The sequence below is a fragment of the Acinetobacter sp. A3 genome (genome assembly GCF_012371415.1).
Taxonomy (GTDB): Bacteria; Pseudomonadota; Gammaproteobacteria; order Pseudomonadales; family Moraxellaceae; genus Acinetobacter.
Genome location: NZ_JAAZQW010000029.1, coordinates 1 through 13,992 on the forward strand (window position 1 = coordinate 1; position 13,992 = coordinate 13,992).

At 41.0% G+C, this 13,992-nt stretch carries 12 protein-coding genes and 2 pseudogenes; 7 read left to right on the plus strand and 7 right to left on the minus strand.

All coding sequences use genetic code 11. The features are described from left to right. A pseudogene (locus tag HHA42_RS09750) lies at positions 1-525 on the minus strand (IS701-like element ISAba11 family transposase); the annotation flags it as partial. Positions 526-593: 68 nt separating this feature from the next. Here HHA42_RS09750 and HHA42_RS09755 point away from each other — a divergent pair. Together HHA42_RS09755 and HHA42_RS09760 are read left to right on the plus strand one after the other, a co-directional pair. Further along, positions 594-689: pseudogene (locus HHA42_RS09755) on the plus strand (phenol degradation protein meta); the annotation flags it as partial. Positions 690-943: 254 nt separating this feature from the next. Continuing rightward, a complete protein-coding gene (locus HHA42_RS09760) occupies positions 944-2,011 on the plus strand; it encodes an ArsO family NAD(P)H-dependent flavin-containing monooxygenase (protein WP_168460206.1) in 1,068 nt (355 codons plus the stop codon). Between the two features lie 130 nt (positions 2,012-2,141). Here the strand turns inward: HHA42_RS09760 and HHA42_RS09765 are convergent, their stop codons facing one another. Then, a complete protein-coding gene (locus HHA42_RS09765) occupies positions 2,142-2,834 on the minus strand; it encodes a pirin-like bicupin family protein (protein ID WP_168460205.1) in 693 nt (230 codons plus the stop codon). A 204-nt stretch (positions 2,835-3,038) separates the two neighbouring features. Continuing rightward, positions 3,039-4,298 carry a L,D-transpeptidase gene (locus tag HHA42_RS09770; protein ID WP_168526311.1) on the minus strand — a complete coding sequence of 420 codons (1,260 nt, stop codon included), beginning with the start codon at positions 4,296-4,298 and terminating at the stop codon, positions 3,039-3,041. A gap of 271 nt (positions 4,299-4,569) precedes the next feature. Here HHA42_RS09770 and hemE point away from each other — a divergent pair, with 271 nt between their 5' ends. The 5 genes from hemE (at position 4,570) to HHA42_RS09795 (ending at position 10,679) form a co-directional block, all read left to right on the plus strand. Continuing rightward, positions 4,570-5,640, plus strand: coding sequence for a uroporphyrinogen decarboxylase (hemE, locus tag HHA42_RS09775; protein ID WP_168526313.1), 1,071 nt, complete (start codon positions 4,570-4,572; stop codon positions 5,638-5,640). A gap of 76 nt (positions 5,641-5,716) precedes the next feature. Continuing rightward, positions 5,717-6,550, plus strand: coding sequence for a DUF817 family protein (locus HHA42_RS09780; protein WP_168417809.1), 834 nt, complete (start codon positions 5,717-5,719; stop codon positions 6,548-6,550). Positions 6,551-6,705: 155 nt separating this feature from the next. Then, on the plus strand, positions 6,706-7,176 hold the full coding sequence (locus HHA42_RS09785; RefSeq protein WP_168417733.1) for a DUF3015 family protein: 471 nt from the start codon (positions 6,706-6,708) through the stop codon (positions 7,174-7,176). A 95-nt stretch (positions 7,177-7,271) separates the two neighbouring features. Continuing rightward, complete coding sequence (locus HHA42_RS09790; protein ID WP_168526315.1) at positions 7,272-9,221, plus strand: DUF4105 domain-containing protein; 1,950 nt, start codon at positions 7,272-7,274, stop codon at positions 9,219-9,221. Positions 9,222-9,323: 102 nt separating this feature from the next. After that, positions 9,324-10,679 (plus strand): diguanylate cyclase, encoded by a 1,356-nt coding sequence (locus HHA42_RS09795; RefSeq protein WP_168526332.1) that lies wholly within the window; start codon positions 9,324-9,326, stop codon positions 10,677-10,679. Between the two features lie 89 nt (positions 10,680-10,768). On the opposite strand, the gene folE is transcribed toward HHA42_RS09795, so the two are convergent. From folE to trpD, 4 genes are all read right to left on the minus strand, one after another. After that, positions 10,769-11,317, minus strand: coding sequence for a GTP cyclohydrolase I FolE (gene folE / locus HHA42_RS09800; RefSeq protein WP_171062567.1), 549 nt, complete (start codon positions 11,315-11,317; stop codon positions 10,769-10,771). Positions 11,318-11,410: 93 nt separating this feature from the next. After that, positions 11,411-12,100, minus strand: coding sequence for a Smr/MutS family protein (locus HHA42_RS09805; protein WP_168526317.1), 690 nt, complete (start codon positions 12,098-12,100; stop codon positions 11,411-11,413). Between the two features lie 15 nt (positions 12,101-12,115). Further along, complete coding sequence (trpC, locus tag HHA42_RS09810; protein ID WP_168526319.1) at positions 12,116-12,922, minus strand: indole-3-glycerol phosphate synthase TrpC; 807 nt, start codon at positions 12,920-12,922, stop codon at positions 12,116-12,118. 21 nt (positions 12,923-12,943) lie between these two features. After that, positions 12,944-13,990, minus strand: coding sequence for an anthranilate phosphoribosyltransferase (gene trpD, locus HHA42_RS09815; RefSeq protein WP_168417737.1), 1,047 nt, complete (start codon positions 13,988-13,990; stop codon positions 12,944-12,946). Between the last annotated feature and the right edge of the window lie 2 nt (positions 13,991-13,992).

Here is a 13,992-nt window from a genome sequence, read left to right on the forward strand (position 1 = left end):
TTTTCTTATGGTTTTTAGATTTCCAGTCGATGAATACCAACTATCACCTGTAATAAATTGAATCTTTGCACCCCAACTGAGTACTTCACTTAACATATCCATAAAGTAATCATTCTTGGTTTTACTTTCAGATTTGTCATAAATTCGGAAATTAATTGGAATATTTTGACCATTTTGATCTGTCGCATACAAGGTAATGAGATTAATACCCTTGACGGATCGGTGGTGTTTGCCTGACCAAAAATAGCTAACCAAGTCCATATGTTGACTATAGGGTTTATCTAAAACAGTATCATCAATACTGACTATAAGTTTATTATTATCAATATGTTGAATTGCTTCTTGATATAGGTCGTGAGGTGTGTAGTCTTCACGTTCTAGAAAGCGATTTACACTATCATGCGAGATGTTATAAGTCTCGGCAAGTTGTGTGCAGCTAATAGAGTTCGGTTCTGTCATGAGAAAGCCCATATAAATGGGTAATGTACAAGTTGCTGTAGAAGCATGTTTAATTCGTCTGATCACAGATACTTTATAAAGTATTTTAATACTTTTTTGAATCCGTCAATGCGTAAGTCCTATATAAGAAGGATAACTGGTCATTAGAGGCGAAGTTCCTGAAAGAAACCGAAGTGGAGCATCGTCCTGAAGGACATTCCACCACCTTGAAAATGGTGTGGGCGTTTTAAGGTCTAACTTTATCTAGCATTTGCTCTTGCAGCCTTGCAGTACAAAGCCAAGTTCTAGGACTTGGCTTTGCTTTTTTGGACATTCTTTTCTAAAAAGCTTGTTCTGTGGACTGAGTGTTAAATCAATGCTGTGCTTTATGTGTGTACTCTGCCCAAAAATGATCTAAAAGCTAGAGCAAAGATCATAGAGTAAACTGTTCACACAGGGTTAGAATCAAACATAGCATGTGCGTCTTGTATGCAGGAGAGTCATTTTGAGTCAAACAATTGATACCGATGTGATTATTATTGGTGGTGGACAAGCTGCATTAGCCACGGCTTACTTTTTAAAACGGCAAAAAATCAATTTTCTGATTTTGGATAATCAAACGCAAGCGGGCGGTGCGTGGCAACATGCGTGGGATTCTTTGCAGTTATTTTCTCCAAATACATGGAGTTCTTTGTCGGGTTGGTTGATGCCTAAAACTGAACAGGAATATCCAAAGCGATTAGAAGTGATTGACTATTTAAGGGCTTATGAAGCGCGCTATCAATTCCCAGTGCTGCGTCCTGTGCAGGTCGAAAACATCATAGCTGAAGGCAATGATTTAATCGTTTGTTCGGCACAGCGAAGCTGGCGCGCCAAAGCGGTCGTGAGTGCAACAGGCACATGGAGTCAGCCTTTTATTCCAGCCTATGCAGGGCGTGAACGATTTTTAGGTACACAAATTCATTCGGCCCATTACCGCAATGCTGAAGCTTTTCAGGGAAAAAAAGTGATGATTGTCGGTGGTGGTAACTCTGGCGCACAAATTTTGGCAGAAGTGTCTAAAGTGGCTGAAACCTTTTGGGTTACACAGCAACCCCCAAGTTTTTTAGCCGATGATGTAGATGGACGGGTTTTATTTTTACGTGCCACGGAACGCTTAAAAGCCCAGCAAGAAGGTCGCAGCATTGAACAACCGATTGGCAGTTTGGGTGATATTGTGATGATTCCAAGTGTCAAAGATGCACGGCAACGCAATGTATTGCATGGCCTGCCGCCATTTGACTATTTAACTGAACATACTGCAGTTTGGGCAGATGGAAGTGAACAGGACATTGATGCCATTATTTGGTGTACAGGTTTTAAGGCAGCAGTGTCACATTTGCAAAGTTTGGGTGTGGTCAATGCACACGGTACAGTCGATGTGTCAGAAAATCGAGCGCTACAACAGCAAAATTTGTGGTTGGTCGGTTATGGTGATTGGACTGGTGCAGCATCGGCAACTTTAATTGGCGTTTCCCGAACAGCACGAGATGTGGCAGCGCAAATCGCAGCGTATTTACAGACAACAGTGTAAGGTCATCATTGTGACTAAAAGTTATGATTAAAAACTGAAAACAGCAACTATAGCCATAAAAAAAGCCCTCTGTAGTAGAGGGCAAGAGGGTAACTTAAAAGTATTTACAGGCACTACTCAAAATAAGCAGTTACTGTTTTGGTAAATCAAACCAAATAAATTGGCTGTCTTGCTTTGCTTCAATCACGGCATCATCAGCAAATAACAAGGCATCGCCTGCTTTCACGGTCTGCTCACCAATGCTGATTTCACCACGAATCACATGCACATAGTTGACCGCTTGTGTTGCAGCAACATCTAGCTGCTTTCCTGCTTGCAATACTGCAGCTTTCACTTCGGCTTGTTGGCGTATATGCATTGGGGCATTGTCATTCGGGCCGACAATTAAATGCCACTGGTTCGGTTCAGCATTTGGGTCACGCTGAATTTGTTGGTAAGTCGGTTCCGCATTGCGTACATTGGGTTGAATCCAAATTTGCAACATGTGCACTTCTTCATCGCCATTGTTAATTTCGCTATGCTGAACGCCTGTACCCGCACTCATCAGCTGCCATTCACCAGCACTGATATGACGCTCATTGCCCATACTGTCACGGTGGGAAATCGTACCATTTAACACACAGGTCAAAATTTCCATATTGTCGTGGGGGTGTGTGCCAAAACCATTGTGCGCTGCAATACGGTCATCATTAATGACACGTAAAGCACTCACACCCATATATTTCGGGTTATACCAGCTACCAAAAGAGAAACTGTGTTTGGTGTCTAACCAACCCATTTTGACGTGACCACGTTCTTCGCTACGGTGTAAATAAGCATTCATGATCATGCTCCTATCATTTTTTTAACTTAAAGCCATCTTATGCTTTTTTATGTTGCCAACCTACAGCCGTTCTGCAACATGCCGTTCTAAAATTGCAACATTTAGGGTGGTGATCTGTAAAAGCATACTTTTTTCAAACATCAAAAAACCCACGTAAAACGTGGGTCATTCGCTGCCTAAGCAGGGGGATTATACGGTGTGCGATTATTCAAGGAATTTCACAGTCACACCAGAACGTACTTTACGACCTAAGTCATTGGCATCCCAGTTGGTTAAACGAATACAACCGTGTGATGCTGTTTTTGAAATAGTCGATGGGTTTGGCGTACCATGAATACCAAAGGATTTTTTGCTCAAACCAATCCAGATATTACCTACAGGGCCATTCGGGCCAGGTGGTAAAGACAGTGGTTTTAAGTTTTTACCCTGAATAAAGTTACTTGGTGAATAGCTATACCAAGGGTTTGGCGCAACACCCGTAATTTTATAGGTACCTGTTGGTGATGGTGTATCTGCACTACCAATGGTTGCAGGGAATGAACCCACCATTTGATTTTGCTTATTGAACAAATACAATTGTTTTGCACCTTTGTGCGCCACAATCAGGTGAATGTCTTCTGGTAAGTCATTGCGGACATTGGTCACCAATAACTTTTCACCCGCTTTGTTAAATGTCGCATTTGGATTTAATTTCTTTAAGAAATTTTCATCCATGTGGAATTTTTCACCTAGCATTTCGCTGACACGGGTGTAGTACAAGCCTTTCATTTTGGCTTGTTCTGCATAGTCATGTGGAATGGACTTAGCATACGGACCTTTTAGGTCAGCTTCAGTAATTGTGTATTCTACAAATGCAGGACGTGAACCTTGACGTGCCACCAAAGCATCCCAAGTTTCTTGGGTTAAAATACCTGTAGGTTTAATGCCGTTCATTTGCTGGAAAGATGCAATGGCTTTCAGGGTATTTTTACCACTGGTACCATCAATTGCACCCGGAGAAGCATGGGCATTATTCAACATGACATGCGCACGCGCATACACTGGAAATTGACCTTTGCCAATATTTTCATACCAAGTGGCATTATTAAGACCGTCTAAAGTCCACGAAGCTTTTGGCGCTGCAGTGGTTGTGGTTTCAACAGGCTGGCTTGGCGTGGTTGTGGTCGGTGCTGTGGTCGGTGCTGCACCTACATCGGCAGTGGTATCTTCAGTTTTGTGTAGATCATCTAAGGTTTGTGATGCCTTATTTAAATCATTTTGTTCTTGTTGCGTAATAGCAGTATCGGTTGCATTGAGCGTGCTTTGTGCTGCAGAAGCTTCTGTTGCTAAAGGATCAATTGGATCTTCAACCGCAGTATTGCTGATCACTTGTGGATTTAACGGTTGTTCAGCAGTAGATGCAGCAAAAGTAGTTCCTGCAAAAATGCAACTTAAACTCATTGCGAGTATTGTGCGAACGAACATGTAATTCAACCTTGAGAATTATTCATTTACATAGATAAAAACTAGCCAAGTATTGCAGAAAAACTAAGGAGATGCAGTAGTTGTTTTGTGTAAATGTGCAAGAGGATGATGCTTTTACCGATGCTTTTGTTTATGTGATGTATTTCACGAAAATAAAAATTGAAATTGCACGTAAAGTTTAGGATAAAAAGACCAACCAGAAATGAAGTTATTAAAACTTCAACCTTTTTGATATGATGGCTGCAAGATTGAAAATGAGTTGGGAAAGTAAATGACGACCTTAAAAAATGATCGTTTTCTTCGTGCCTTATTACGTGAGCCAGTAGATTGCACGCCCGTATGGATGATGCGTCAGGCAGGACGTTATTTACCAGAATATCGTGCCACACGTTCGCAGGCAGGAGATTTCCTTTCTCTATGTAAAAATACAGAATTTGCATGTGAAGTAACCTTGCAACCACTGCGCCGTTATGAATTAGACGCTGCTATTTTATTTTCAGATATTTTAACCGTTCCAGATGCTTTAGGTTTAGGACTGTATTTTGAGGCAGGCGAAGGGCCAAAGTTTCATAAAACCGTGCGTACTGAGCAAGATGTTGCCAATTTACCTAAATTCAATGCCAAGTCAGATTTAGACTATGTTATGAATGCAGTATCGACCATACGTTCTGCTTTGGGTGGACAAGTGCCTTTAATTGGTTTTTCAGGCAGTCCGTGGACCTTAGCGACCTATATGGTAGAAGGTGGTTCAAGTAAAGATTTCCGTTTTACCAAAAACATGATGTATGCACAGCCTGAAGTATTGCATGCGCTGTTAGGTCGTTTGGCAGACGCAGTGACTGAATATTTAAATGCACAAATTGATGCAGGCGCACAGGCAGTTCAAATTTTTGACAGTTGGGGCGGTGCATTAGCACATCGTGAATATATTGAATTTTCACTGAACTATATGCAGAAAATTGTGTCAGGTCTGCAGCGTGAAAAAGATGGCCGTAAAATTCCTGTTATTTTATTCACCAAAGGTGGTGGTCAATGGCTTGAGCCAATGATTGCAACAGGTGCAGATGCCTTTGGTTTGGACTGGACAACACCACTGAATGTGGCACGTCAAACTGTAAATGGTCGTGCGGCTTTACAAGGAAACTTAGACCCTGCCACTTTATATGGTTCACCTGAAGCGATTGCCAAAGCTACTCGTGCAATGCTGGATGATGCTTACGCCAATGGTGAAAAAACTGGTTATGTGGCCAACTTGGGTCATGGTATTACCCAATGGGTTGACCCTGAACGTCCTAAAGTGTTTATCGATACCGTACATGAATACAGCGCTAAATATCTATAATAAAAGCAATCATATAGATCAGTTAGTTGTAGATGGAAATGGGTAACGTGAGCTTCAGTCGGGTCGTCAAATCATGATGTGGCGAACATGGCTGAAGTCAGGATTTGAATTTTCGACTAAGGCAGCTTCGGCTGCCTTATTTGGAATTTTATTGCTGATTGCATTTGCATTTACAGCACCTATGGCCAGTCAGGAATATTTTGGCTTTTTTCGTTATGACTATTTGCTGTTTTATGCCTTAATCATTCAGGTTTGTCTTTTATATTTAAAACTAGAATCTTGGGCTGAAGCCAAGGTGATTGCTTTATTTCATATTTTGGCAATGATCATGGAAATTTTTCTGACCCATCCACAGATTGCTTCATGGCAATATCCGCAACCTGCTGTGTTTAAAATTATGACTGTGCCGCTGTTTGCAGGCTTTATGTATTCAGCAGTTGGTAGTTTTTTTGCACGTTCCTTGCGTTTGTATCGGGTATCGTTACTGAATTTGCCAACTTTCCCGAATATGCTGGCTTTAGCGGTTTTGTCTTATATTAATTTCATGAGCAAATTTTTTATTCCAGATATTCGCTACGGCTTATTTGCGTGGAGTGTGCTGATTTTCTGGAAAACCAAAATCCGTTTTCAATTGCAACAGCATCAATTGCAGCTGCCAATGTTACCTATATTGTTGCTATTGGCATTTATTATTTGGGTGGCAGAGAATATCAGTACCTTTTATCAAATTTGGCTATATCCAAGTCAGGTCGATACGTGGCACATGGTGGGTTGGGGCAAGTTGGGGTCTTGGTACTTGTTGCTGCTATTGAGTCTAGTTTTAGTCATGCAAATACTTGGTATTCGTGATGCTCAAGGACGATGGACACTTAAAGATGAGGCTCCGAAAACAGACTCAATTCAGGGATGATCTTACGCTACAAAAATAATGCATGACTTTGGTATAAATGTTTTGCGTTCTTAGTCGCATCTCGCTATCTTAAAGCGGTGTAATAAAAGTTACACAAAGCAATAATAATGATTCGAAGCATAACTTTTCGGATAATAAATTTCTGGAGTACGACTATGATGAAAAAATTAGCATTGGCTGCAGTGTTGGCAGTGGGTTCTACAGCAGCATTTGCAGACCGTGATGCAGGTTGTGGTATCGGTTCACAAGTTTGGGCAGGTCAGTCTGGTAAAGTGGCTAAAATTTTAGCAGCAACCACCAACGGTATTTTTGCTAACCAATTATTTGGTATTACATTTGGTACTTTAGGTTGTAGCGGTACAGGTACAGTAACTGCACAAGTCGTGACTTTTACCAATGAAAATGCTGAATCATTGGCACGTGATATGGCAGTTGGTGAAGGTGAAAGCTTAAATGTATTGGCTGAATTGCTAAGCATTAAAGCTGAAGATAAAGCACACTTCTTTACAGTTTCTAAGCAAAACTTTGCTTCTATCTACTCTGCAGAAAACCAAACGTCTTTAGAAGTTCTGGCTTCTTTACAAAACGTAATGGCAAATGATGACGTATTAAAAGCATACGTTTAAGTTTGAATGAAAGCCCTGTGTAATTGCAGGGCTTTTTTATACCCAAATACAATGTTGAAATTCAAATTTGCCTATAAAAAACATATAAGATGTCCATGAAATTTTTTGTCTTGTGTACTGCTGCTTTTTTATCTCCTACGGTTTTTGCTTTATCTTCTGAAATATCAACCAGCCTGACTCAACAACTTTCTCCAAGTTCTGTGGCACAAAGGGCTGAAACTTTAGCCACATCTGCAAGCAATTATGTGCAAAAAGCCAAAGATTTGCACTTAGCAGAACAGGTGACTTGGCAGCGCTTAATGTATGCGCAGCAAGGCAAAAGTGAAGTGCAATATGCGGGCTATTTTGTGTCAGAACAAGGTGGAAGCAATTTAGACCAAGAGTTACTTCGCAATGTGCAGGCATTATTTGAAACAGCGCCTGCCAATCAATCGGTGCAGTGTAAATTTCCTGCACGCAGTCGTTGGCTGATTGAACAATTAAATATTCCTCAACAGGACTTAGCACAGGTGCAATGCCCTGAATTGGATGAATGGATTGGGCAAATTAAGTCCTATAAAGCAGTGCTGATTTATGCCACAGACTTTATGGGCAATCCAAGTTCTATGTTTGGGCATACCTTATTGCGCTTGGACCCGAAAGATCAAAAACAATTAAATCTTATATCCTATGCCGTGAATTATGCAGCAACCGTCACTGGCAGTGAAGGTTGGTCTTATGCGTGGAAAGGGCTTACAGGGCAGTATCCAGGTGAATATTCATTAATGCCGTATTACCGTAAAGTAAAAGAATATGGCGATTTAGAAAGCCGTGATTTATGGGAATATGAACTGGCACTGAATGAACAAGAAACCACATTTTTAGTGCAGCACATTTGGGAAATGAAGCATGTGCAATTCCCTTATTATTTTATTAGTGATAATTGCGCCTATCGTTTACTAGGGTTAATTGATCTGGTACGCCCCGAGTTGAATTTACAACAGCAATTTAAAGTGGCGTCCATCCCTATTGAAACGTTGAAGGCTGTAGAACAGGAAAATTTAGTTGCCGATGTGGTTTATCGTCCTGCTTTGGAAACTCAGTTATTGGCACAAGCTCGACAGCATGGCACGGCTTTGGCAAAAACAGCGCATCAAGTGGCTGAAGCAGAACCTCAGAATGTTGCTTCAATTTTGAAAAATTACAGCCAAAGCGATCAGGCTAAAATTTTAGAAATGGCCTATGACGATTTATACCTAAAACTGATTGGACGCAAAATTGATGCCAAACAGGCACAGCCACGGCTTAGACAAATTCTGAGTTTAAGAAGTCAGATCAATTTAGAAAAACAACGTCAGGATGCTCCGCGCCCTCAGGTTGATCCTGTACAGGGGCACGACGCACGAACTGTTGCGGTACACACAGGCGAGGTGCAAGGGGAGCACTTTATCGAATTGAACCATCGTCAGGCGTACCATGATTTACTCGACCCACAAGGCGGTTTTCGTACAGGGACGCAGCTGAATTTCTTAGACCTATCCTTACAATACCGTGAAGAGCGTTTAAAACTGAATCAGTTAGATGTACTTTCGGTGAACTCTTATAACCCAGTCACGCCATTTAAAACACCGCTCAGTTGGGGCTTTAATTTTGGTTGGCAGCAAGAAGCATTGAATTCACACGGAACTTTTAGTGAAACTGAGCAGCATGGCGTGATGAGCATCAAGACCCAGTTTGGCTATAGTTTGGCTAGTCAGACGCGTGAGCATTTATGTTATGCACAAGTGCAGAATCATATTCAAGCTGGAAAGGCTTTAGATAAAGGCTGGCGCGTGGGCATTGGCCCGACACTGGGTTGTCAAAATATCTGGTCAAAACGTATTAATAGCCTTGTTCAAGTGGAATTGCCGTATTGGGAAGATTCACATCAATGGCAATTTAAATTGAATAGTCAGTTTCAATATATGTTTCATCCACAACATGTTTTACGTTTGGGGTGGGAATATCAGCAACAAGACAAAAAGAACTGGGATAAGACTAGTTTGGGTTATGTGCATTTTTTCTAAATTGGTTTAATGTGACATTGTTCGCGTTTAGATAAAATTTAATTGAGTTATCCTTCAAATTCGTTAGAATTTGAGCGTTTAGATGGCAGTTGGATGGTTGGGATGTATCAAGAGTGTAAGCGTGAACTGGCAGATCAGTGGAAAATCGTTTGTGAGCAATATAGTCAAGCTGATTTAGAAGCTACATTTCAGTTCGTTCAAACCCATGCTGATGCTTTTGTACTTGAATTTTATCAACAAATGTTATTGGAAGAACAAGCTTTAGAGTTTCTTTCCGTTGAAATGGTACAAAACCGTTTAAAAAACTCATTACATCAATGGTTAGTATCTAGTTTTGAAGTACCATTCAAACAAAATTATTTAGAAATTGTTGAAAAGCAATTTAAAGTGGGTGATGTGCATGCGCGTGTGCATATTCCATCTTGGATGATTCTTCGTGGTGTGCGCATCATTATCAAAAAGGCCTTAACTTTTTTGGCCAATGAGCCTTATACCAATTTAAACCAGATTAATTATTTGTGCCAAATTCTGTGTTTTGCCACCGAAATTATGTGTCGTTCTTATGAACTTAAAGTAGAAGTTCATAATGATATGAAACATACCTACCGCTTATTTTCTGCAATGCAGGATGTTACCGTGCAAAAAGATCGTCAGCGCGGTACATTATTGGATTGGGAAAATGAGCTCATGTTTCAGGTTGTATCAGACCACAGCAAACTGACACAGCCAATTTTATCTAAAACTGAATTTGGTTTATGGTTTATTCATAAAGCTGCTTATGCATTTTCCAATACTGAGCAGGTCGGTACAATTACCGATCGCATCTATCAAGTTGATGAATTAATTGAACAAATTAAGAATTCTGAAAGCCAATCCCATGCAGTTGAAATGATTCAGTTGATCCGCGCTAAAAACCGTGAAATTTTACATTTGATTGATCAAATTTTTCAGGTTTCAGAATATATCAACTCAGGGAATGATGCTTTAACTCAGTTACTGAATAGACGTTACTTAAGTACTATTGTGGCGCGTGAAATTAACTTTGCGCGTAAAAATAATACACCGCTGACTGTGCTTTCCATAGATGCTGACCATTTTAAATACATTAATGACCGTTATGGACATGCAGCTGGCGATGAAGCCTTACAATTTTTGGCAGATTCTATTTTGCAATATACCAAGGGCAGTGATTATGCATTCCGTATTGGCGGTGAAGAGTTTTTACTTTTACAGGTCGATACCAATGTAGAGCGAGCGTTAAAAGTCGCTGAAAATATTCGTAAACGGGTTGCGGACAGAACGGTCAATACTTCTACTGGGGCGAGCTTTAATTTCACCGTTAGTATTGGGGTACATGAATATGATGGTCACCCAGACTATCAACGGTTCCTAGATGCAGTAGATAAAGCTTTGTATGTCGCCAAAAATAATGGGCGTAATAATGTTTATATGGGCTAAACATATAGCTAGACACTAAAATGCAAAAATCCCGAAATCAATTTCGGGATTTTTTTATGTAGGCTTGATCTATTTAGAGCAAACGTCATTTAAAAACTTTCAGGCACTGCACTTAAAAACTCACGACGTGCTTCTTTGTCGGTTTTAAAATCTCCCACAAAAGACACGGTACGTGTGGTTGATTCCTGTTTGCCTACACCGCGCATCATCATGCACATGTGGGCTGAATCAATGACTACAGCAACTCCGCGAGCTTTGGTCACTTCAGCTACAGCTTCAGCAATTTGCTGAGTCAGGTTTTCCTGAATTTGCAAACGACGAGCAAACATTTCGGTAATGCGGGCAAATTTAGACAAGCCCAATACATTGCCTTCTGGTAAGTAGGCAATATGCACACGACCATAAAATGGCAATAAATGGTGTTCACATAGTGAGTAGAACTCAATATTTTTAACCAATACCATTTCACGATTGTCGGATGGAAACACTGCATTATTGGTGACTTCGGCTAAAGTTTGGCTATAACCCGAAGTTAAATACGAAAAAGCTTTAGCAGCACGCATCGGCGTATCTTTGAGACCTGGACGATTAAGATCTTCACCAACGGCGGTTAGGATGTTTGCGTAGGATTGCTGCATAGACATAAGACGTGTTCACTTACACTGATATTGAACAAGGACGGCATTGTAACAGAAAACTATTGCAATGCCCTGTTTAAAAGATGAATCCGATTACTGTTTAAACTTTGGGTTCTTTTCACTACGTTTAAGCAACACTAAAACCGCACCTGTACCACCTTGTTTTTCAGGCGCACTGACAAAAGCCAAAACATCTCGATGCTGACGCAGCCAACCATTCACATAGGTTTTTAAAATGGCTTCAGGGCCTTTACCATGTACAATTTTAATCACGTTCTGGTTTTCATCTTTGGCCATTTGAATGATTTGCAACACCGCAACTCGCGCTTCTTCTACAGTACAGCCATGTAAATCTACAGCTTCAAACCAGCGTAAGTTGCCTGCTTTTAAATCTTCAAAGACTTTATGCTGTAGGGTTGCAATCCGATAACTCAATGCAGCCTGACTACCAACAGGATTCAGCATGGCTTGCGTATCGGACAACAAAGTTTCATCTGTTTCCATTGGCCCCATTGCTGCAGCACGTTTGGCCAGTGTTTGTGCATCAGGCTTTTTTCTGGCAGGTGTTTCAAGTTTAGCAATATTGCCCGCATCCATTTTTTGGACACCTTGCATTTGCTGATGAAACAATGCCAAATCATCTTCCTGCTGTTGCTCGGGCGTCTGAACTTTGGGTTCAGACGGTTTGGCAATAGGAGCAGAATGAGGCTGAGTGATTTGCTTTTTAAAAGACTTCAGTAACTTGTACTGTTCTTTAGAAAGCGAGGAATCATGTTTACTCATGGTACTTTGAATGAATTAAAGATTTTCAGGCTGACCAAACAGTGCTTGAAAGGCAAGGTCTGGACGTTCTTGTTTCATAAAGCTTTCGCCTACCAAGAAACTGTGAATATCGTGTTCCTGCATCATGCGTACATCTTCAGGAGTCGTAATACCACTTTCTGTAACTAAAAGGCGAGAAGGGGACAAAAGATTTTTTAAACGCAACGAGTTATTTAAATCGACCTGAAAGGTTTTTAAATCGCGGTTATTGACCCCTAAAATGCAGCGTTCAGACAGTTTTAGTGCACGTTCGAGTTCGCTTTCATCATGCACTTCCACCAATACATCTAAATGATGTTCAAACGCCGTTTCAGACATTTCTTGCAATTGCTGATCAGACAAACAAGACACAATGAGCAAAATACAGTCCGCATGCAAAGCACGCGCTTCAATCACGCCATAAGGGTCAATTAAAAAGTCTTTGCGCAGGGCAGGTAGGCTGCAGTGCGAACGGGCAATTTGAATATTTTCATCTGCACCCTGAAAGAAATCTATATCTGTGAGTACAGATAAGCAGGCAGCACCTGCGGCTTCATATTGTTGTGCAATTTCGGCAGGATTGAAATTTTCACGAATGATGCCTTTAGATGGAGACGCTTTTTTAATTTCGGCAATTACAGCAGGGCGTTTGCTGTGCAAGGCTTGTGCAAAGCCACGTACAGGTGTTGCTGCACGTGCCAATTCTTCTAAGTCTGCATAACTACGTTGCTTCAGACGCTCGGCAAATTCTTCCTGCTTACGTTCTACAATTTTACCTAAAATTGTATTTGTAATATCAACCATGATGATTCTTCCTAACCTGTCTTAAGCTTCATACTGTTTAAGCGTTTTGGTAAATTCAGATAACACGCCCATTTTTTCCAAAGCTTGTCCACCATAAATAATGTCATGTGCCAAAGCCACACCTTGTTGGTAGCTGTTGGTCAAGCCTGATACATAAATACCTGCACCTGCATTGAGAGCAATCATATTGGCCGCTTTTTCGCCTTTGTCAGACTTGTTTTTACCTAAAGCATCTTTAATCAGTGCCAAGCTTTCAGCAGAGTTCTCTACAATCAGCCCCGTTAAGGTTTGAGATTCAATACCAACACTTTCAGGTGTGAGTTCCCATTCGGTAATTTCACCATCTTTGAGTTCTGCAACATAAGTACTCGAAGCAAGGCTAATTTCGTCTAAACCGTCTTTAGAATGCACGACCATGACATGTTCAGCACCGAGCTGCTTCATCACTTCTGCAATTGGACGGCACAATTCATTACTGAATACGCCAATCACGAAACGCTTCACACCTGCAGGGTTAGTCAGTGGGCCAAGCAGGTTGAAAATGCTGCGAATCCCCAATTCTTTACGTGGAGTCACCGCATATTTCATGGCTTTGTGATGATTTGGTGCAAACAAGAAACCCACGCCCATTTCACGAATACAGCGTTCAGTTTGTTGCATATTTAAATCAAGATTAATGCCTGCTTGTTCTAATAGGTCAGATGAACCTGATTTCGTGGAAACACCACGGTTACCGTGTTTGGCAATAGTTGCGCCTGCAGCAGCAATGACAAAGGAAGATGCTGTAGACACATTAAATAGGTTTTGACCATCACCGCCTGTACCAACAATATCCACCAAATACGGAATATCGCTGACATCAATTTTAATGGCAAATTCACGCATCACACGTGCAGCAGCAGTAATTTCATCAATACTTTCGCCTTTTAAGCGTAAGCCCATCATTAACGCACCAATTTGGGCATCAGTTGCTTCGCCCGACATGATGGCACGCATCACATCTTCCATTTGTGGCTGAGTCAGATGAATTTGTTTAGTAATGTGGTTTAAAGCTTGTTGAATATTCATGG